This is a genomic window from Agrilactobacillus fermenti (assembly GCF_021030645.1).
GTDB lineage: Bacteria > Bacillota > Bacilli > Lactobacillales > Lactobacillaceae > Agrilactobacillus > Agrilactobacillus fermenti.
The window spans coordinates 18550-39774 of sequence record NZ_JACGCJ010000017.1; the positions used below are offsets into that span (position 1 = coordinate 18550).

The 21225-nt window shown below is 38.3% G+C and carries 16 protein-coding genes; 10 read left to right on the forward strand and 6 right to left on the reverse strand.

The window, feature by feature from the left end:
• Position 1 precedes the first annotated feature (1 nt).
• From parC to icd, 9 genes are all read left to right on the forward strand, one after another.
• On the forward strand, positions 2-2506 hold the full coding sequence (gene parC, locus FHQ08_RS07510; protein WP_269073902.1) for a DNA topoisomerase IV subunit A: 2505 nt from the start codon (positions 2-4) through the stop codon (positions 2504-2506).
• A gap of 450 nt (positions 2507-2956) precedes the next feature.
• A complete protein-coding gene (pflB, locus tag FHQ08_RS07515) occupies positions 2957-5215 on the forward strand; it encodes a formate C-acetyltransferase (protein ID WP_230913791.1) in 2259 nt (752 codons plus the stop codon).
• 132 nt (positions 5216-5347) lie between these two features.
• Positions 5348-6145, forward strand: coding sequence for a pyruvate formate-lyase-activating protein (gene pflA / locus FHQ08_RS07520; protein WP_230913792.1), 798 nt, complete (start codon positions 5348-5350; stop codon positions 6143-6145).
• Positions 6146-6315: 170 nt separating this feature from the next.
• Positions 6316-7269 (forward strand): LysR family transcriptional regulator, encoded by a 954-nt coding sequence (locus FHQ08_RS07525; protein WP_230913793.1) that lies wholly within the window; start codon positions 6316-6318, stop codon positions 7267-7269.
• A 48-nt stretch (positions 7270-7317) separates the two neighbouring features.
• On the forward strand, positions 7318-8253 hold the full coding sequence (locus FHQ08_RS07530) for a manganese-dependent inorganic pyrophosphatase (protein WP_230913794.1): 936 nt from the start codon (positions 7318-7320) through the stop codon (positions 8251-8253).
• Positions 8254-8600: 347 nt separating this feature from the next.
• Positions 8601-11231 carry an aconitate hydratase AcnA gene (gene acnA / locus FHQ08_RS07535; protein WP_230913795.1) on the forward strand — a complete coding sequence of 877 codons (2631 nt, stop codon included), beginning with the start codon at positions 8601-8603 and terminating at the stop codon, positions 11229-11231.
• Between the two features lie 12 nt (positions 11232-11243).
• Entirely contained in the window at positions 11244-11591 is a 348-nt protein-coding gene (locus FHQ08_RS13005) for a citrate/2-methylcitrate synthase (RefSeq protein ID WP_269073903.1), read from the forward strand.
• A complete protein-coding gene (locus FHQ08_RS07540) occupies positions 11578-12315 on the forward strand; it encodes a citrate/2-methylcitrate synthase (RefSeq protein WP_269073904.1) in 738 nt (245 codons plus the stop codon). The genes FHQ08_RS13005 and FHQ08_RS07540 overlap by 14 nt, the downstream gene beginning before the upstream one ends.
• Positions 12316-12443: 128 nt before the next feature.
• A complete protein-coding gene (gene icd, locus FHQ08_RS07545; RefSeq protein WP_230913796.1) occupies positions 12444-13712 on the forward strand; it encodes an NADP-dependent isocitrate dehydrogenase in 1269 nt (422 codons plus the stop codon).
• Between the two features lie 223 nt (positions 13713-13935).
• On the opposite strand, the gene FHQ08_RS07550 is transcribed toward icd, so the two are convergent.
• From FHQ08_RS07550 to FHQ08_RS07570, 5 genes are all read right to left on the reverse strand, one after another.
• Entirely contained in the window at positions 13936-14667 is a 732-nt protein-coding gene (locus FHQ08_RS07550) for a deoxynucleoside kinase (RefSeq protein ID WP_230913797.1), read from the reverse strand.
• A 53-nt stretch (positions 14668-14720) separates the two neighbouring features.
• A complete protein-coding gene (gene pnuC, locus FHQ08_RS07555) occupies positions 14721-15488 on the reverse strand; it encodes a nicotinamide riboside transporter PnuC (RefSeq protein WP_230913798.1) in 768 nt (255 codons plus the stop codon).
• Positions 15489-15689: 201 nt separating this feature from the next.
• Complete coding sequence (locus tag FHQ08_RS07560) at positions 15690-16553, reverse strand: DegV family protein (RefSeq protein WP_230913799.1); 864 nt, start codon at positions 16551-16553, stop codon at positions 15690-15692.
• Positions 16554-16713: 160 nt separating this feature from the next.
• Positions 16714-18000 carry an alkaline phosphatase family protein gene (locus FHQ08_RS07565; RefSeq protein ID WP_230913800.1) on the reverse strand — a complete coding sequence of 429 codons (1287 nt, stop codon included), beginning with the start codon at positions 17998-18000 and terminating at the stop codon, positions 16714-16716.
• Between the two features lie 179 nt (positions 18001-18179).
• Positions 18180-18584: a MarR family winged helix-turn-helix transcriptional regulator gene (locus FHQ08_RS07570; RefSeq protein ID WP_230913801.1), complete on the reverse strand. Its 405-nt coding sequence runs from the start codon at positions 18582-18584 to the stop codon at positions 18180-18182.
• 115 nt (positions 18585-18699) lie between these two features.
• Between FHQ08_RS07570 and FHQ08_RS07575 the strand changes: the two genes are divergently transcribed.
• The gene (locus tag FHQ08_RS07575) at positions 18700-20400 is read left to right on the forward strand and encodes an NFACT RNA binding domain-containing protein (protein ID WP_230913802.1); all 1701 of its coding nucleotides are present in this window, start codon (positions 18700-18702) and stop codon (positions 20398-20400) included.
• 179 nt (positions 20401-20579) lie between these two features.
• Here FHQ08_RS07575 and pyrE read toward each other — a convergent pair whose 3' ends face one another.
• Positions 20580-21224, reverse strand: coding sequence for an orotate phosphoribosyltransferase (gene pyrE, locus FHQ08_RS07580; protein WP_230913803.1), 645 nt, complete (start codon positions 21222-21224; stop codon positions 20580-20582).
• Between the last annotated feature and the right edge of the window lies 1 nt (position 21225).

A 21225-nucleotide genomic window follows, 5' to 3' on the forward strand; every position in this document is an offset into this window, starting at 1 on the left:
GTTGGCTAAAGCAGCACAAAAAATTCAAGAATTATCTTTAGAAGAAGTTATGGGCGATCGATTTGGACGCTATTCAAAATATATTATTCAAGAACGTGCCTTACCAGATATTCGAGATGGCTTAAAACCAGTTCAACGGCGAATTCTTTATGCCATGTATTTGGACGGCAACACCTCTGATAAACCATTTCGGAAATCAGCTAAATCCGTGGGTAATATTATGGGTAATTTTCATCCCCATGGAGATAGTTCAATTTATGATGCGATGGTTCGGTTAAGCCAGAATTGGAAATTGCGCGAACCATTAATTGAAATGCACGGTAATAATGGTTCGATGGACGGTGATCCACCAGCTGCCATGCGTTATACCGAAGCAAGGTTAAGTAAGATTTCAGCTGAATTATTACGGGATATTGATAAAGATACCGTTGACATGGTCTTGAACTTTGACGACACAGAACAAGAACCAACGGTATTACCGGCTCGTTTTCCCAATTTGTTAGTTAATGGTGCTACGGGTATTTCGGCAGGTTATGCCACTGAAATACCCCCCCATAACTTGGGAGAAGTTATTGATGCAATGGTCTATTTAGTTGACCATCCTGCAGCGACTTTAGATGACTTGATGCAGTTTATCAAAGGCCCAGATTTTCCAACGGGTGGTATTTTACAAGGTTTAGCTGGTATTAAAGAAGCCTATCAAACTGGTCGAGGCAAGGCAGTGTTGCGAGCTAAAACCAATATTGAACCCTTGCGTGGACATAAAGCTCAAATTGTGATCACTGAGATTCCATATGAAGTCAATAAAGCCCAATTAGTTAAACGCATTGATGAGATGCGTTTGCTTAAAAAAGTCGATGGCATTGCTGAAGTTCGTGATGAAAGTGACCGAATGGGCCTATCTATTGTGATCGAATTAAAAAAAGATGCTGATGCCAAAGGTATTTTGAATTATCTGTATAAGAATACTGATTTACAAATTACTTACAATTTTAACGTTGTCGCCATTGCTGATATGCGTCCAAAGCAAGTTGGGTTAGTTGAAATTTTACAGAGCTATTTAGCGCATCAACAAGATGTGGTGACTAGACGGACCAAATTTAATTTAAAGAAAGCCCAAGATCGACAGCACATTGTTGAAGGTTTGATCAAGGCCTTATCAATCCTAGATCAAGTGATTCAAGTTATTCGTAGCAGTAAAAATAAGAAAGATGCTAAATTAAACTTGATTCATCAATTCCAATTTACTGAAAAACAAGCGGAAGCAATTGTGATCTTGCAGTTATACCGCTTAACTAATACGGATGTCACTGAATTGCGTCAAGAAAATGAGGCACTTTCTAAGTCAATCAATGACTATCAAGAGATTTTACAGAATCCTAAAGTATTAGCCAAATTGATTAAAAAAGAGGCATTAGCCGTCAAAAAAGCTTATGCTTCGCCACGGCTAACAACGATTCAAAAAGAAATCGAAACAATAAAGATCAGTACACGCGTCGTTGTTGCCGATGAAGAGGTTCGAGTAGCGGTTACCAAAGATGGGTATTATAAACGTAGCAGTATTCGCTCATTTCAGGCTTCTAAGGGTGGCAAAGATGCTAAAGATAATGGCGTGCGTGAGGGTGACTACTTCGTTTTAAATACGACTGCGCGGACCTTGCAGCACCTATTTATGTTTACCAATAAGGGTAATCTTATTTATCGACCGATTCATGAGATCACCGAGGTTCGCTGGAAAGAAGTGGGCGAGCACGTTTCTCAGAGTGTGGGATTAGATGTGGATGAAGTGATTATAGCTGCCAAAGTTATCAATACTTTAAAAGAGCCACTCAACTTTATTTTTGCGACAAAATTGGGACAAATTAAGCAAGTCACTTTAGCAAATTTGCAGCCAAATCGAACGTATAAATCGAAGCCGCAGATGGCTGTCAAACTTAAAGATATCCAAGATGAAGTTTTATTAGTAGCTCAAATAGACGCTATTGACGTTTTACACACTGATGTTGTTGTCGCAACCTATAAAGGCTATGGTCTACGATATCCTTTGTCAGAGGTACCAGAAGTTGGGGCTAAAGCTGCTGGTGTTAAAGCAGTGGACTTGAAAGACGATGACTTTGTGGCTGCTTACACACTAGTATTTGACCCTCAAGACGATTTAGGCGTGTTAACCCAGCGGGGTGCTTACAAACAAATGCACCTATCAGAGTTGCCGGTATCCAATCGCGCACGTCGAGGGTTGTTGATTTTACATGAACTCAAGCGAAATCCACACCGGATATTCCGAATTTTTACTGAACCAAAACAGAGTGGGCAGCAAATTGAAAAAATCGTCTTAACAACAGACACACAAACAGAAGTGACTATTGATCCGAAAAAACATAGTTTTGGTGATCGTTACTCTAATGGGTCATTCATTTTAGATACCGAGACACAAGGCGTACCAGCGCATATAGATATTCAGTATAATTTATTGGAAACAGAGTCAGCAGATAAAGATAGTAAATAAAATAATATAAGGTGTTATTAAAATAAAACTAGCGAAGACATCAAGATTACTAGGTTAAATTCGACCGGGTAGTTATTGATGTTTTTTGTTGTGTATAATAATTGGAGGGAATTTAATGCTATAAAGAAATTTATTTTGAATATAACTGTGAAAAACAGAACAAAGACGACTTATTTTTTATTCTGTTATAGTAAAAGAGTAACGAAGTGTCTTCTGTATTAACACAGAAGACATGCGCTAGATTAGTTGCTTACAATTAAATGATAGCGATAGTTAATTTGGTGTTTTAGTTGATTTAACAGTCTTTTACAAGAAAGCGCTATAAATATTTATGCAAAAGCAAAGAAAGGGCTTGCAAAGAACTTGTGATGTGTTATACTTTAATCGTTAAAGCTGTTCCTTGTGAATATGTTGCTGTTTATGATTCCACAAAATGGAGGGTATCAAAATATGAAACAATTAGAAAAAAACGAAATCAAGAACTACTGGGAAGGGTTTAATGGTGGCGACTGGCAAGATGAGATCAATGTCCGCGATTTTATCCAACAGAACTTGAATCAATATGATGGTGATGAATCATTCTTAGCTGGTCCAACTGAAGCAACAACTGAGTTGAATGATCAATTATTAGCGCTCAAGAAAAAAGAACGGGAAGTGGGCGGTGTACTCGATGCTGACAATAATGTGGTTAGCACGATTACCTCTCATGGCCCTGGCTATTTAAATAAAGACTTAGAAAAAATTGTTGGTTTACAAACTGACAAACCTTTAAAACGTGCCTTTATGCCTTTTGGTGGTATTCGGATGGCCGAAGATGCTTTAAAGGCTTATGGTTTTAAGACCGATCCAGAAATGCATAAAATCTTCACCGAAGATCGTAAAACACATAACCAAGGTGTTTTCGATGCTTACACACCAGCAATGCGTAAAGCACGTCATTATAAGATTGTTACTGGTTTACCTGATGCTTATGGTCGTGGCCGGATCGTATCTGACTTTCCGCGTATCTCGATTTATGGGATCGACCGTTTAATGGCTGAAAAAGCTAACGATTTTGCCCACATTGGTGACGGTGAGATGACTGATGATGTGATCCAATTGCGGGAAGAAGTTCAAGAACAATATCGAGCTTTGAACGAAATGAAAGAAATGGCTGCTGCTTACGGCTATGATATTTCACGGCCAGCTGCCAATGCACAAGAAGCCATTCAATGGATCTATTTTGGTTACTTAGCTGCTATTAAGACGCAAAATGGTGCGGCTATGTCTGTTGGTCGGATCGATACGGTGATCGATGCTTATATTCAAAGAGATATGGATCGTGGTATTTTAACCGAGGAACAAGCTCAAGAATTAGTTGATCACTTTACAATGAAATTGCGGATGGTTCGTTTCATCAGAACAACAGAATACAATGATTTATTCTCTGGTGATCCAATTTGGGCAACATTGTCTATGGCTGGTATCGGTATGGATGGTCGCCATCATGTGACACGGACAGCCTTCCGCTTCTTAAAGACGTTAGATAATATGGGTGCCGCACCAGAACCAAATATCACATTATTGTGGTCAGATCGGTTGCCAGAAGGCTTCAAGCGCTATGCCACAGAAGTATCTATCAAGAGCTCGACGATTCAATATGAAAATGACGAATTGATGCGTAATCAATGGGGTACAGACTACTATGGCATTGCCTGCTGTGTTTCAGCACAACCTATCGCTGATGGGGTTCAGTACTTCGGGGCACGGGCAAATTTGGCAAAAACCGTTCTTTATGCCATTAATGGTGGTAAAGACGAAATTGCAGATGCTCAGGTTGGCCCTGCTTATGAACCAATTACGTCAGAATACATTGATTATGATGAATTTATCAGTAAATTCGACAAGATGATGGACTGGTTAGCCGATGTTTATGTCAATGCGTTGAATACCATTCATTATATGCATGACAAATACTATTATGAATCAGCTCAATTAGCACTTAAGGATACTCGCCTAGATCGTACCTTTGCTACAGGTATTTCTGGTTTATCTCATGCTGTTGACTCAATTTCTGCTATTAAGTACGGTAAAGTTAAAGTTATTCGTGACGAAAATGGCGTTGCTGTCGACTTCAAAGCTGAAGGCGACTTCCCACGTTATGGGAACAACGATGACCGCGCTGACGATATTGCAAAATGGTTAGTTAAGACATTCTACAGCAAGATGAATCAACATCATCTCTATCGTGGGTCTAAGTTATCTACGTCAGTTTTGACCATTACTTCTAACGTTGTTTATGGTAAAAACACTGGGACAACACCTAATGGTCGTCAAGCCGGTGAACCATTCTCTCCTGGTGCGAATCCTGCTTATGGTGCTGAAAAGAACGGCGCTTTGGCATCACTACTTTCAACCGCTAAAATTCCTTATAAATATGCCACTGATGGTATTTCTAATACATTTGGTGTCACACCAAACACATTAGGTCACGACGATGAAGATCGTAAAGATGCTTTGGTAAACATGGTTGATGGTTATATGGAAAATAATGGGATGCATTTGAACATTAATGTCTTTAACCGCGACACTTTGATTGATGCTCAAAAACACCCAGAAGAATATCCAACATTAACCGTTCGTGTTTCTGGCTACTGTGTCTACTTTGCTGATTTAACTAAGGAACAACAAGATGACGTTATTTCTAGAACATTCTTCGAATCTATGTAATTAGCAGCATAAAATTAGTTTGAGAGGGCGGATAAGGGGACTTATCCGCTTTCTACTAAAACAGATGACACTCGTTTGAATTCAGCCAAGTCGTCTGCTTTAGTAGGAAGCCTCATTAAGGAGGAAATTAAGATGTTAGCTGAAAAAGATATTCAAATGACAACTGATAAAGCACAACCGGTTTTAGGCTATGTACATTCTATCGAAACATTTGGCTCTGTTGATGGACCTGGTGTTCGTTTCGTGGCCTTCTTACAGGGCTGTCGAATGCGTTGTCAATTTTGTCATAACCCAGATACTTGGAATATTGGCGTTGGGACTGAATGGACGGCCGATGATCTGTTGAAAGAGGCTATGAAGTATAAGGCTTTTTGGGGTAAAAAAGGGGGTATTACTGTATCCGGTGGTGAATCTTTGCTTCAAATCGACTTCATTTTGGATTTATTTAAAAAGGCGAAAGCATTAGGCGTCAATACTTGTCTAGATACTTGTGGCCAGCCATTTTCTTATAAAGAACCTTTCTTTAGTAAGTTTCAAGAATTAATGCAATACACCGATGTTTCTTTAGTTGATATTAAGCATATTAATGCTGCAGAACACAAAAAATTGACAGGTTGGACTAATGAAAATATTTTGGGTATGATTCAATACATGTCAGATAACGGTTATCATATGTGGATACGGCACGTACTTTTACCAGAACGAACGGACTATGATGACTATTTGCGGCAATTAGGTGCCTATATTAAAACAATTAAGACAGTCGATAAAGTTGAAGTGTTACCTTACCACACAATGGGTGTTAGTAAATATCAAAATTTGGGGATTCATTATCCTTTAGAAGGCATCGAACCACCAACGGCTGAACGCGTTGCTAATGCGGAGAAATTATTAGATACTAAATCTTACACTGGTTATAAAGTTCGTTGATTGAGTTTGATATATTGAAAAATTATAAAGTTATAAAAAAGAACAACGAATAGGTTGCTCTTTTTTATTGATTTCATTATGATTAGATTATCGAGTAAATAGACAACAAAATTTAATTCTGCTTGATAATGATTGACTATTAGCCGTCTTCTTGAAGGGAGTTTACCGTTTTGAAAAGTAAGCAAGAAAGTATTTTTTCTTCTAAAACTTTAACTTATTTTTTGCAACTTGCAGAAACTATGAATTATACGCAAGCAGCACAAATTCTAGGTATTACACAACCAGCACTGACACAACAGATTAAAAAGCTAGAACGTACTGTAGGCGCCCCATTATTTTATTCTGTTGGCAAGAAATTACATTTATCCGAGGCAGGCAAGACGATGCTGGCAGCAACACATCAAATTTATGACGTGTTGAATGATGCTGCAGATGCGATTCAACAGACGACAACTGCAACGAATGGCAAAATCAGTATTGGCTTTTTGTCTTCTATGGAGAGCTCTGTTTTTGAAGACTTTATTATTCATTATATTAAACAAAATCCTAATATTGAAATTTCATTTAGGTTAATGACACGTAAAGAGATCTGGGATTCGTTGGAGAATAATTTAGTGGATCTAGCTGTGATGTACCTGCCTGATGACTCTATAAAAAACTGGAAGCCTTATGCGACTAAGAAAATCATTGAAGAGCAACTGCTTTTTGTGCATAACAATCCAGACATTAGCAGCCGACAAAAAACTGTTCATTATCAAGATACCTTGGATAAGCAATGGGTCACTTATCCAGACGATTACTATCTATCACACATTGTTGCTGAAGCTTACAAGAATGAATTAGTGGACCGACCACGTAGTGCCGCACAATTTACCACACCATTTCAGTTGATGAAATTTAGTCAGGCAATTGATGTGAATACTGCTTTGCCAGATAGTTTCTTTAAAGCACACCGTTCTGAGTTTGAAAAGTCAGCACTGCCATTTGAACCGCCAATTACTTTCCAGATGCAGTTTGTTTTTCGAAAAGATAAAACTGCTATTCCTAGAATTCAACAATTCTTCAAGGAATGGGATAATTATTTTAGTGAAAGTGACTATTATACTCGCTTGCAAGGGCGTTAAGTCTTATAATGGTAGTTGTGAATGACAAAGGTATAAAGGAGCGTTTTCATGGTAAAGCAATTAATTTTTGGACATCAAAATCCAGATACTGATGCAATTGTAGCAGCAATTTCATACAGCTATTTCCAAAATCAATTAGGTTATGATACGGAAGCTGTTGCATTAGGAGAACCTAATGACGAAACTAAATATGTTTTAGCACATTTTGATCAAAAGGCCCCTCGAGTAGTTTCTAAAGTGAGTTCAGAAGTAGATCAGGTCATGTTGGTAGACCATAATGAACCACAACAAAGTGCAGTTGATATTGCGGATGTGAAAGTAACTCATGTTGTTGATCATCATCGAATCGATGATTTTAATACTACAGATCCCTTATATTATCGGGCTGAACCAATGGGGTGCACGAGCACGATCTTGTGGAAAATGTACGCCGAACAAAAAGTTAAGATCCCAGCCAAAATTGCTGGTTTAATGGTTTCAGCAATCATTTCTGATACATTGCTGTTAAAATCGCCAACAACAATGCCTGATGACAAGAAAGCTATTGAGGACTTGGCTAAACTAGCTGGTATGGACGACTATGAGCATTATGGTTTGGAGATGCTGAAGGCAGGGACTGATTTAAGCAAAAAATCGGCTGAAGAGCTTGTTGATTTGGATGCTAAAAGCTTTGATATGAATGGTCACCAAGTACGTGTTGCTCAAGTGAATACGGTAGATATCAAAGATGTTTTAACGCGTGAGGCTGAACTACGCCAAGCTATGACTACAGAAAGCATGAACAAAGGTTATGATCTTTTTATTTTGTTGATCACGAACATTTTGAATAGTGACTCTGAATTATTGGCTATTGGTGATGAGACTAATAAAGCTGTGGTTGCCAAAGCATTTAAAACACAGTTACAAGATGACAAAGCTAGTCTACCAGGTGTGGTTTCACGGAAAAAACAAGTTGTCCCACCGTTAACTGAAGCTTTTAACTAAGTATTTTGATTTAGAATCTTAATAAGTATCCTAAAAGCATTTATTCGTTTTTAGGATACTTATTTTTTTACCAAAATTAATGTTATTATTGTTAACAATTGTTTTTGAAATTAATTCTAGATTAGAGAAATAAAAGGCTTTTAGAAGAAATTGAAAAATTTACGCGTCACTTTTTATCTAAACAATCGGAACTGATTGTTGAAAGTACCAGTTCAAATAATGGCATGTAATGTTTACTAACATATTATTTAAAAACAACTTGACAAATGTTAAAAAGATGTGAACATGGTTATATATTTATAACAATATAATCAATCTCTAATTTTAATTTATGGAGGTGGCTTTACATGAAATCATATAAAGATACTTTTCCGTGGCATGATCAAGTAATGACTTATTGGAATATTGAACAGTTCGCATCTGACCATGGCAAATTACCTTATACGATTAGAATATTATTAGAGATGGTATTACGGCATGATGCCAACAATCAACAGGCGGCACTTAATTTGCTGAACTGGGATCAAAACCATAAGGCGGACGTCCCATTCAAAGCTCAGCGTGTCTTACTTCAAGATTTTACCGGTGTCCCAGCATTAGTAGATATAGCTGCCATGCGGGACAAGGTTCAAGCTTTGAAGGGCAATGGGGCTGTAATTGATCCAGAAGTGCCAGTCCATCTGATTATTGATCATTCTGTTCAGGTCAATTTTTCCGGTTCAACCGCAGCATTTTCAAAAAATCAGCGGCGAGAATTTCAGATCAATCAAGAACGTTACCAATTTTTAAAATGGGCTCAGCAAGCCTTTGACAATTTAACGATCATTCCACCGGATAACGGTATTATTCATCAAGTTAATCTAGAACATATTGCTCAAGTAATTATGACACAAACAAATCATAGCGAAACTTTAGTTTATCCTGACACGGTTGTAGGGACAGATTCACATACGACAATGACGAATGGGTTAGGTGTATTAGGATGGGGCGTTGGCGGTATTGAAGCTGAGGCAAGTATGTTAGGAGAAATAACTTATTATCCTATTCCTGAAGTCATTGGCGTATATTTAAAAGGTCAGTTACCAGCTGGAAGTACAGCTACTGACCTTGCATTAACCGTCACGCAACGATTGCGCCAGGAAAATGTGGTGGGTAAGTTTATAGAGTTTTTTGGGGATGGGCTGCGGCACCTACCGGTTGCTGATCGAGCTACAATTGCCAATATGGCACCTGAATATGGGGCAACTTGTGGTTATTTTCCGATTGATCAGCAAACCATTGATTATTTGACACTAACGGGGCGAGAACAAGCCCAGATTGACTTAGTTGCAGCGTATGCACAGCAAAATCATTTATGGGATACAGGTGATTTAACACAGCAATATAGTCAAGTTCTGACGATTGATTTGAGTCAAATTGGGGCTAGTTTGGCGGGCCCTAAGCGACCACAAGATTTGGTGCCTTTAAAGCAACTTAAACAGCAATTTAAAACCGAGCCGCACGACACGTTAACGGTTGAGACAAAACAGGGCAAACAACGACTGAAGTATGGTGCAATTGGCATCGCTGCAATTACCAGCTGTACGAATACCTCTAATCCTGCATTGATGATCACAACTGGCCTTTTAGCACGGAATGCCGTCAAAGCTGGTTTAACGGTTCCTGATTATGTTAAAACTTCATTAGCACCAGGATCACGTGCCGTAACAGATTATTTGGCTAAAGCTGGTTTGACACCTTATTTAGATCAACTTGGATTTCAGCTCGTTGGTTATGGTTGTACGACTTGTATTGGTAATTCAGGCGATTTGAAACCAGAATTGATACAAGCGCTGCAGACGAGTACGTTTCCTATGGCGGGTATTTTAAGTGGTAATCGTAATTTTGAAGGCCGAGTAAATCCGTTGATCAAAGATACTTATCTAGCTTCACCACCGTTAGTTATTGCCTTTGCGTTAGCAGGGACATTAGCGATTGACTTGACTCAAGAGCCGATTGGTACGAATCAACAACAGCAACCGATTTATTTGCGAGATATTTGGCCGACACCAACTGAAATTAGCTTACTTGTAAAACAAGTTATGAAGCCGGCTATTTTTCAAAAGAACTATGCGCATATTTTACAAGGCAATCAACTTTGGCAGCAGTTGAAAATTGCACCGACTAAAACTTTTCCTTGGCAGAAGGATTCCACCTATATTGCAGCACCACCGTTCTTCGATCATTTGAACTCGGATACTGCAACACAGGGCACTTCAGATATGCTAACAAATTTGCGAGCACTAGCAAAACTAGGCGATTCGATCACAACAGATCACATATCTCCAGCTGGATTTATTGGTCAACAAACAGCCGCTGGACGCTATTTATTAGCTAAAGGGGTCCAACCAAGTGAGTTTAACTCTTACGGTTCACGCCGCGGCAATCATGAAGTGATGATTCGCGGCACATTAGCAAATATTCGTATCAAAAACCAGCTTGTGCCTGGCAAAGAAGGTGGCTATACCAAGTACTGGCCAACTGGAGAAGTTTTAGATATCTATGATGCTGCTCAGCGGTATCAACAATTGTCACCACAGCAATGTAATGGTTTGGTGATTTTGGCGGGTAAGGATTACGGCATGGGTTCATCACGAGATTGGGCAGCTAAAGGTGTCAAACTACTTGGGGTCAAAGCGGTCATTGCCAAGAGCTTTGAGCGAATCCACCGGTCAAATTTAGTAATGATGGGTGTTTTGCCACTTGAATTTATGCCTGATGAAGATGCGACAACATTAGGCTTGACTGGCCGTGAATCATTTCAAATAACTTTAGATAATGCGCATCACTTAGCACATGTCATCGCAACGGATACGTTTGAATCGCAGTCTAGTAAGGCTTTTAATACCCGAATCCGTTTTGATACACCAAGTGATGCGACCTATTATGAAAATGATGGTATTCTACCAATGATTATTCGGCAGACATGTCACCTATAGGAGGTTAGGTCTATGCGTATAACCGTACCTAGTAGTTTAACAAATGTTGTTTGCGCTCAAACTAAGATCACACTGATCAAACACAATAATTTAGCTTATAGTGGTTATGCCATCGATGATTTGATCGCTCAAGGGATTTCCTATGAAGCTGTCTTATATTTACTGTGGCATCAAGGACTGCCAAATCAGCAGCAGCTACAAAACCTTAAGCATGAGCTGTATCAAGGCATGCACTTGACGCCAAGTTTTATCAATGAACTACATCAGCTATGTCACAATCATCCAACAGCACACCCAATGGCACTTTTAAGAACGGCAGTTTCTATGGTTTACCCCGGGCGATCAAATGAACCAATTTGAAGCGCAAAATGCTTGGTTACAGGGTCACATGTTGAAGACAGTGACGACAATTATTGCTTTTTTACAACAGCGTACGCCATTGGCTGCGAAACCTGAACTAAACGTTGCACAGAACTTTTATTACTTATTGACTGGTGCGTTACCAACACTTGAACAGACACAAATCATGAATCGTGTTTTGGTTTTGCATGCCGATCATGATCTAAATGCGTCAACTTTTACAAGTCGGGTTGTGGCCAGTACGGAGTCAGATACGGTAAGTTGTTTGACAGCTGCTGTTTGTGCGCTTAAGGGTCCATTACATGGTGGGGCTAATGAAGCAGTTTTTGAAATGCTCTCAGAATTGAAGCAAGCAGTAACCGATACCGAAACGACGGTTGCAGATTTTATTCAACTGAAATTAAATCGCAAAGAGAAAATTCCGGGCTTTGGTCATCGAATTTATAAAAATGGCGATCCACGGGCAACCTATTTAAAACAGAGTGCTGAAAAGATTACCAAATTAAACCATCAAAGGGTATGGTTTGAGCTTTCTGAACAGGTATGTCAAGTAGTCGCGGATCGTTTAAATTTAAAGCCAAATGTTGATTTTTATACCGCCACAATTTACCACTGTTTAGGGTTGCCAGCAAATGTTTTTACGCTACTATTTGCCGTTTGCCGTACTGGTGGTTGGTTAGCGCATATTCGCATATTCATGAACAACGGACGGTACATAAGCTGATTCGGCCAAGTTCTGAATATATTGGTAAGAGAAATCAAGTGATTAAACCGACATTTAAGCCAGGTGAATTTGATGCAAAAGCAGTGATTATTCGTAACGCAAAAAATAAACAGAAGGGGGCATAAAGCGTGACTGGAGATTATATTACGTTTTCGGCTGGACATTTGAATGTGCCAAATCAACCGATTATTCCATATATTGAAGGAGATGGCATTGGGCCAGAAATCTGGCAAGCTGCCCGTCCAGTTTTTGATGCTGCCGTTAAAGCCACGTTTAAAGGGCAAAAAAGGGTAGCGTGGTGGGGCATAGGTGCTGGTGAAACCGCGTTTAAGCAAACCGGTTCATGGTTACCTGACGATACTTTGAAGGCATTGAAACAGGCTCATGTCGGCATTAAAGGCCCATTAACAACACCGGTAGGTACAGGTCATCGTTCAATCAACGTAAAATTGCGTCAAGCACTAGATTTATATGTTTGTGTGCGCCCAATTCAATATTATCCAGGGACACCGTCACCACTAAAACATCCTGAGAACGTTAATATGGTCGTTTTTAGGGAGAATACCGAAGATATTTATGCTGGGATCGAATATGAATATCAAACAGCAGCATTGAAAGATTTTTTGGCTAAAACAAAGCAATTAGCTAAAGTTCGCTTTCCTGAGACGAGTAATTTTGGTATTAAACCGATTTCAAAAGAAGGCAGTCAACGTTTTGTTGCGGCAGCAATTGATTATACGCTAAGTCATGGACGCCATAAAATCACGTTAGTACATAAGGGAAATATTATGAAATATACTGAAGGTGCTTTTAAAAATTGGGGCTATGAAATTGCTAGTGAAAACTATGCTGATAAGGTTTTTACTAAGCAAGTGTGGCAGCAGCTTAAGGCAACTGAGTCCTTAGATGCTGCGAATAAGGCATTAAAGCAAGCACAGGCACAAGGTAAAATTTACATCGATGATATAATTGCCGATAATTTCTTTCAGCAAGCCTTGATTGATCCAAAGCAATTTGACGTGATAGCGACTTGTAACTTAAATGGTGATTATATTTCTGATGATTTAGCGGCTGAAGTTGGCGGTATTGGCATTGCGCCAAGTGCAAATATCAATTATCAAACTGGTTATGGTTTATTTGAAGCAACTCACGGTACAGCGCCTGAATTTGTTGGTCAGAATAAATTAAATCCAACATCGCTTATTTTATCAGGTGCAATGATGTTTGATTATTTAGGTTGGCCAGAAGTCAGTCTGCATATACGAGCTGCAGTTGCCAAAGCTATAGAGCACAAACAAGTTACGTGGGATTTTGCACAGAAAATTGCCGACGCTCATGAATTAAGTACCAGTGACTATGGCAATTATCTAGTGCAGTTGATTGCACAACAAAAATAGCTGTAAAAAACAGCATTTTTGTTGTTTTTGCTTAACTTCGCTTAATATATATTATGTAAACTAAAATTATTATTTTGTACTTTTAGCATCCTAATGATGCCACCCCACTTGGTTTTGAATGAGGTCAACATCATTTGGTGATTTAGCATTAAAAATTGGGCACTAAAATAAAAAATAGATAGATCAGAAATTTATATTTCTAGTCTATCTATTTTTTTGATGATTATTCAGCTGCTTGAACTTGTATCGGTTCAATAATATTTTTTGGTAATCGATCTAAGTCTCGCAATTTGTCATCGATCAATTTTAAAACTTGTTCTTGATCACTTTGATTATCGACAAAATCTAGTTGATCACCATCAATCTGAATTTTGTCTGAGGCGTCATATTGTTGGTACCATTTTTCATAATATTGAATCAATGTTTTGTAATAACCAGCTAAACTTGGATCTTGATTTAATTGTTCATAAGTACGGCCGCGTTTTTGAATACGTTGAATCATAGTTTCATACGACACATTAATGTTGATCAATAAATCCGGGTGTTTTTTTGGCATGCCAGCTAGTTCTTCCATCATATTATTTAACAGATCGGAATAGATTGCATATTCTTCTTTGGTCGCATTACCCTGATCAGTATTCATCTTCATAAAGATCTGATCTTCATAAATGGAACGATCTAATACATTATTATCGTCTGTGAGTGCCGCTTTGATTGAATGGAACCGGGTATTTAAAAAATATATCTGCAATAAAAAGGTGTACGGATTCGTAGCGTCTAATTGTCCAGCTGCCCTTTTCTTTTCAGCAATTGCATTACCCTTATAAAATAGCGGTAATACTGGATTGTTATCTACTTTTTCGTAAAAAGCTTGAGTACCCAAATGTTTCGATAAAATACGCGTTAATGAGCTCTTACCTGAACCAATTACGCCACTTAATACAAGCACTGTCATTCATCTGCCTTCCTTTGCGCTATGATTTGCCTGTGAGTTATTCTGGTCATTGTCTATTCTTCAGTTAAGTTAGCTGTAGTTGTTGCTGTCACTTTGCTACGATGTTCAAACCAGTTGGATTTAAAGAAGGCAATTAAATCATTGGCTACATAGATGCTATAAGTAACGGCCAATGCCCAATCGCCGGATCCACTATGTAGAGCCGTCATTGTCCAAAGAATCAAGGACATTACACCTTGAGCAAACCAGAAATAATATTGCTCTGGAAAACGCCGAACACAAAGCCATGTTGCGACTAAACCAATCGCTGTGCTGAGTGCGTCTACTGCTGGGCGCGCATCATTTGTAAAGTTGGCAATCAATAGATAACCGATGCCCCAAACAAGCAATGTTAAGACGGCATATTTTATTACCATAATTGTTTTATTACTATCGCTGAAATGACGTAACTTTGCATCTTTATCCCATTCTGTACCTAATAGGATTGGTAAATCCAACATAATGATGTAGGTACCTTGAAGTACAATTTCCATATAATTTGTATTAGGAATAGCCGTCAAAATAATCATTACGGCTGATGCTAAGCCAAACAAGCCATTTAGCCATTTACGCGATGTGATCAAATGGACACAGGCCATACCTAAAACACCAGCAATAGTTGAAATCCAACTTGCTTTGGGGTTGATCAGCTGCATTCCAATCAGAAAACCGACCCCAAAAGCGAATAACAAATAACTTTGAAGTGCCCAGCCATGCCAATCTAATAAGATATGTTCCTTAAATTTCTTTGGAAGTGATGTTAAACCAGTAATGATTTGCAAAATAGATCCCTCAATCCATATAAATTTTATTTATAGCGGCTGTCACACAGACAACATACTATATATTGATTCATTTTTTTGTAAAAGTCAATATATAGTGAAAAATTTAGATTGGGTTTCATTTTTGTAATTTGCCAATAAAAAACTCGAGCTTTTCAGATACTCGAGTTTTAGTATAATAGTTTGATATAACAAATAGGCTTAATCTGGATATTTACGTATCCACGCCAACGCAATAGCTTTATCCCCTAAATGCGTCCCAACAACAGGTCCAAAATAACTAATTTGAAATGATACTTGTGGGAACTTTTGCTGTAAATCAGTTTGCCAGCGCTGGGCTTCAGATAAATCATCACCGTGAATAATAAAAGCCTGAATTGGATAGTCAACTTTGGCAAGAGCATCTGAAAAAATCGATTCAGTGTGTTTATAAGCTCGCTTAATTGATCTGACTTTATCAAAGGCAACAATTTTGTGAGTTTGATCATCAAACGTCAATAATGGCTTAATTTTGAGCATGGTCCCAACAAATGCACCGGCATTTGACAAGCGTCCACCGCGAACTAGGTTCTGTAAGTCATTGACAATAAACACTTCATTCATGGTCTGACGCATTTCATCTAATCGAGCGATAATTCTATCGAGTGCAATCCCCTTTTGTGCCAACTTTGCTGCTTCTAAAACTAAAGAGCCCATTAACATAACCGTTATTTGTGAATCATACGGGATTATTTTAATCTCTTTGGTTTCTTCAGCCAACATTTGGAGATTGTTAACAAATCCAGATATCGTGCTAGCTAAATGAATAGACAAAACGGTGTCATAGCCAGCCTGAGCTAATTCATGATAAAGTGCTGCAACTTTGCCTAATGGTGGCTGTGAAGTCGATGGAAAGGTGCTAGATGTTTTTAGCAAATGGTAAAATTCAGATGTTGAGATGTCAACGCCTTCTTGATATTGCTTACCATTAACAATAAAGGGAATGGGTATGATATGAATACCATAGGCTTTTATAAGCTCATCTGACAAGTAAGCAGTGCTATCAGTAACGATGGCAAGTTTCATAGGGCTATCTTTCCTCTATTTTTTTAATAGTTATCGTAGGTTACGCATAGGTAATTATAAGTGATTAAAGTGACTAATGTAGATGCTATAAAACGCATAAAGAGAATGATAGCATTAAAGGCTTTGATGCACAAATGAAAAATTACAATATTAAAAAACTTTAAAGTATTGCGGCTTCGATAGGCTTACCGTCGATAGTGTCTGGCATTGTTAAACCCATGATTTTTGCAAAGGTAGGTGCTTCGTCAACTAGTTTAGCTTTTGGAATTGCCTGCCCTGCTTTGATCTTAGGACCGTTCAAAATTAAAGTAGTTTGGTAATCAGGTTTGTCAGGTGCATAACCATGAACTGCACGATATCTGTCAGGACGACCGATTTGATCAGCTGTCACGGTTTCAATGATGGAACCGGTAGCGTTATTAATGAAGTAATAACCAGATTTCGCGTCACACATAAAAGTACATTTAGGATCAGCACCCTTTTCTGCCGCTTCTTGCTGAGTATAAACATGATCAATTTCTGGACGGTTTTGTAAAATTTCAAATAACTCTGATGTTTTGTCAAAACCTGGTCTTGTATAGACATAGGTGGTGCCATCACAGGAATTGGCAAATACTTGCCAATCTGAGTCAACTAGCCCATCAGGTGAAAGCTGGAGCCAGCCTTTTTCACGAAACAGTGAATTCAAACGAATCATATGAGTAACGTCAATTTGATAATGGTCACCTAAAATAGCAAAAGTTGTATTAGCAAAAGTATGAGCGTCTTTGGTGGCTTGGATAATTTGTCCAACTCTTAGATCAAGCCGTTTTAAAGCTTGATATGCTTCTTTAGAGCGGACACCGTAACGATGGCGATGTGCATCCATGTCAACCAAGTGAATCATTGTTAGATCAGGTCGTTTATGTTTAATAGTATCTACGGCAGCTGCGGTTATAAAATTATCAAGGTAAGGCTGACGAATACCCCGACGTAAATAGCCGAACTTTGTATTCATTTGAATTGCAAATAAAGGCGAACTTGCCCATAGTGACACCATGATTTGATTATTCCAAAAGCGATTAGGAAAAATTTCAGCAATGTTATAATCGATTTTTGCCCGTGCCGTAACTGGCCAAAGAAATGCGGCCGTGGTCAGCCCCGCTTCTTTGGCAATATCGTAAAGTGGTTTGACCTGAACAGCCTTCCGGTACCAATACCAATCGGGAGATTGGCGTAAACTTTCCAATTTAACGTTGTTGATAATACCATGCTTGTTGGGATAAGTCCCAGTAATAATTGATGTATGTGATGGGTAAGTCAAGGTGGGGAGAATGGGTTCTACTGTTTTGACATGGGTTCCGGTGCGAATCAAATTGGCTAAGTTTGGTAACCATTTTAATTTATCTGCGGTTAAATCGTCAGCGCCCATTGCATCCAGCGATATAATAATCATTTTTTCTGACATGATAAAACCCCCTAATGCTAATAAATTATAGCATAACCTTGAAATTACAGTAACAGCGATAGCAAACTCACAGAATGATATTTAGAAATGAACCAAGTTTTTTAAGATTATGATATGATAGGTTTTTGAATGCAGCTAAACAGTTGCATTTTATATTTATTGAGGCGTTGATCAAGAAACTAATTTTCAGTTATTAAGCGCTCTAAAAGAATTTGCAGCATGCGCAGTTCTGTATCGGACCAATGATTGAAGTAATCATGATAAAGTGTTTTTTGAAAGATTTCAGCTTTAGTGAGGCGTTCTAAGCCGAGTGTCGTTAGTTTAAATTTCTTCTCGTGTCTGTCTGTGAACCCTTGAAGCGTCAGTAAGTTCTTTTTTTGTAGCTGATTCAATTGTCGTGATAAAGTTGATTTTTTTAGATTTAACATTTGCGCTAAAATCGGCGTTAACTGGGTATTAGCATGAATTGCTTTTAGTATTGTATATTCGCGATATGACAGTGAAATTTGATTCAATTCATCTGCCAATCTTGATTGAACAATTTTGTTGGCGTTATATAGTTGATTGAAGAGATCTTTTCCCATTTTACCACCCAATATGTAGTATACATTTTTAAAAATGTACTGTACAATTGAACGCCAATGTAACGGTGAACCAAAAAATCAAGTCAATATTTTTATATTTTAAGGAGGTTCTTTCATGTCCTTTGATGGTGCTTTTACACATGCGATGGTTGCTGAATTAGTTTCAACTATTCAAGATGGTAAGCTGAATAAAATTCAACAGCCATATGAAAACGAAGTAATTTTGACAGTTCGTAAAAATCGTAAAAATCAAATGCTACTTCTGTCGGCACACCCAAGTTATGCTCGGATTCAAACTACTAAAATTCCTTATAGTAATCCAGCTGTACCAACTAAGTTTGTGATGACGTTGCGGAAATATTTAGATGGCGCCGTCATCAAATCAATTACACAGCAGCACAATGATCGAATTATACATTTCACTTTCACTTCACGGAATGAATTGGGAGACCTTCAGAATTTACAATTGATCGTAGAACTAATGGGACGGCACAGTAATATTTTCTTAATCGACTTAAAGGATCATCATATTATTGATCTGGTAAAGCATGTGCCAGCTAGTGAAAACAGTTTTCGGGGTTTGATGCCAGGGGCGATTTATCAGCAACCGCCCTATCAAGATAAACTTGATCCTTTTCAGATTGAACCTGCAACTTTAGAACGGTTGGCTATTGAATTACAGCAGACTGATCGGCCGGTGCAATTATTACAGCATAAATTTCAAGGCTTGGGACACGATACTGCTAGTGAATTGATATATCAAATCAAAGAAAAGAATATATCAATTTGGTCTGATTTTTTTCATCAATATCATCAACCACGACCAACGCTCTATGAAAATAGTAAGAAGTCTTATTTTACTCCCTTTACCTTTACAAGTTTTGAAGTGCAGACTAATTTAGAGGCTCATACCTTTGGCAGTTTGAGTGAATTGTTGGATGCTTATTATGCACAAAAAGCCCAAAAAGATCGTGTTAAGCAGCAAGGCAGTGAATTGATTCATTTTATCAATACTGAGTTGCATAAGGATCGGAAAAAACTCAAGAAATTGCAGCAAACATTAGCTGTTTCTGAGAATGCAGATGAGTTGCGCATTAAGGGTGAGATTCTAACGACTTATTTACATGAACTACACAAAGGAATGACTGAGGTTTCTTTGCCTAATTTTTATGATAATGAAGCGCCCTTAAAAATTGGATTATCTAATCAGTTGACCCCCTCAGAAAATGCGCAAAAGTACTTTTCTCGCTATCAAAAGTTGAAAAATTCAGTGGCGTATGTAACTGAACAAATGCGATTAACCCAAGCTGAAATCGATTATTTCGAGGGTATTCTCGCACAAATTGATCTGGCCGAACCCAAAGATTTGGCTGATATCAAACTAGAGTTGCAACGAGAAGGTTACTTACACATTAAGAAAAAGCAGAAAGGCAAGCCAGCCAAAGTTAGTCAGCCGGAAATCTTTCATGCAGCAGATGGTACAAAGATTCTGGTGGGTAAAAATAATTTACAAAATGACGAATTGACTTTGAAAAAAGCTAAAAAGACGGATACTTGGCTTCATGCGAAAAACGTCCCCGGCTCTCACGTGATTATTGCTTCTGATCAGCCCAGTGATGAAACGCTAGTTCAAGCCGCTACTTTAGCTGCCTACTACTCTAAATCTAGATTATCTGGGACTGTACCGGTAGACTATGTTCAAGTTAAAAAAGTTCATAAGCCTAACGGTGCTAAGCCTGGTTTTGTTATCTATGAAGGGCAAAAGACTTTGTTCGTGACACCATCAGTGACTGATATCAACAAAATGCGTTTGTAAAAGGAAGTGAGACAAAAGGCGTCCAGCACCTGAGCTACTCTTGGTTAGGTGAGGGTGTTCCCTTTTGGAATATACGTTTAAAATTTAATTGTTCGTAAACACAAAGTGGCTGAAAACAAAACATTATTTTTGTTTTCAGCCACTTTTGTTATATTTCATTCATAATTATCTTTAAAAAATTAATCAAATTGATGTGACCAAGTTTCAGGGTCCTCACGCCATTGTTTCAATGATGTTAGTAAGTGATCACCAATATAGTTTTCTTTAACCGCGACATCAATTAAGGTTTCATAATTTGTCAATGTTTCAAAAGGAATGCCTGCTGCTTTAAAATTATCGTAAACAGCTCTTAATTGATAGCTAAAAATACCCGCTACACCAATAACTTCAGCGCCCTCTTTTTTAGCAGCATTAGCAGCGGCAAGAACACTACCACCGGTAGACAATAAATCATCGATCACAACCATTTTTTGACCTTGGATCAAATGGCCTTCGATTTGATTGCCCTTACCATGATCTTTGGGCTTAGAACGAATATAAACCATTGGTAAACCTAGTAAATCAGCAACCCAAGCTGCATGGGGAATGCCTGCGGTCGCGGTACCAGCAATCACTTCAACACTGGAATAGTCTTGAGCAATCATATCGGCTAGTCCTTGGGCGATGTGTTTTCTTACAATTGGATAAGCCAAAGTAATTCGATTGTCACAATAAATTGGACTATGTAAGCCCGAAGCCCAGGTAAAGGGTTTTTCTGGCTGCAAGAATACGGCTTGCACACTTAATAGATCCTTAGCAACTTGTTTAGCAACTTCTTGATTCATC

Excerpts from the sequence above, each read along its gene's own strand:
- pflB (WP_230913791.1), top strand. The coding sequence starts at position 2,957 with ATGAAACAATTAGAAAAAAACGAAATCAAGAACTACTGGGAAGGGTTT.
- pflA (WP_230913792.1), top strand. The coding sequence starts at position 5,348 with ATGTTAGCTGAAAAAGATATTCAAATGACAACTGATAAAGCACAACCG.
- FHQ08_RS07530 (WP_230913794.1), top strand. The coding sequence starts at position 7,318 with ATGGTAAAGCAATTAATTTTTGGACATCAAAATCCAGATACTGATGCA.
- acnA (WP_230913795.1), top strand. The coding sequence starts at position 8,601 with ATGAAATCATATAAAGATACTTTTCCGTGGCATGATCAAGTAATGACT.
- FHQ08_RS13005 (WP_269073903.1), top strand. The coding sequence starts at position 11,244 with ATGCGTATAACCGTACCTAGTAGTTTAACAAATGTTGTTTGCGCTCAA.
- FHQ08_RS07540 (WP_269073904.1), top strand. The coding sequence starts at position 11,578 with ATGAACCAATTTGAAGCGCAAAATGCTTGGTTACAGGGTCACATGTTG.
- FHQ08_RS07550 (WP_230913797.1), bottom strand. The coding sequence starts at position 14,667 with ATGACAGTGCTTGTATTAAGTGGCGTAATTGGTTCAGGTAAGAGCTCA.
- FHQ08_RS07560 (WP_230913799.1), bottom strand. The coding sequence starts at position 16,553 with ATGAAACTTGCCATCGTTACTGATAGCACTGCTTACTTGTCAGATGAG.
- FHQ08_RS07565 (WP_230913800.1), bottom strand. The coding sequence starts at position 18,000 with ATGTCAGAAAAAATGATTATTATATCGCTGGATGCAATGGGCGCTGAC.
- FHQ08_RS07570 (WP_230913801.1), bottom strand. The coding sequence starts at position 18,584 with ATGGGAAAAGATCTCTTCAATCAACTATATAACGCCAACAAAATTGTT.
- FHQ08_RS07575 (WP_230913802.1), top strand. The coding sequence starts at position 18,700 with ATGTCCTTTGATGGTGCTTTTACACATGCGATGGTTGCTGAATTAGTT.
- pyrE (WP_230913803.1), bottom strand. The coding sequence starts at position 21,224 with ATGAATCAAGAAGTTGCTAAACAAGTTGCTAAGGATCTATTAAGTGTG.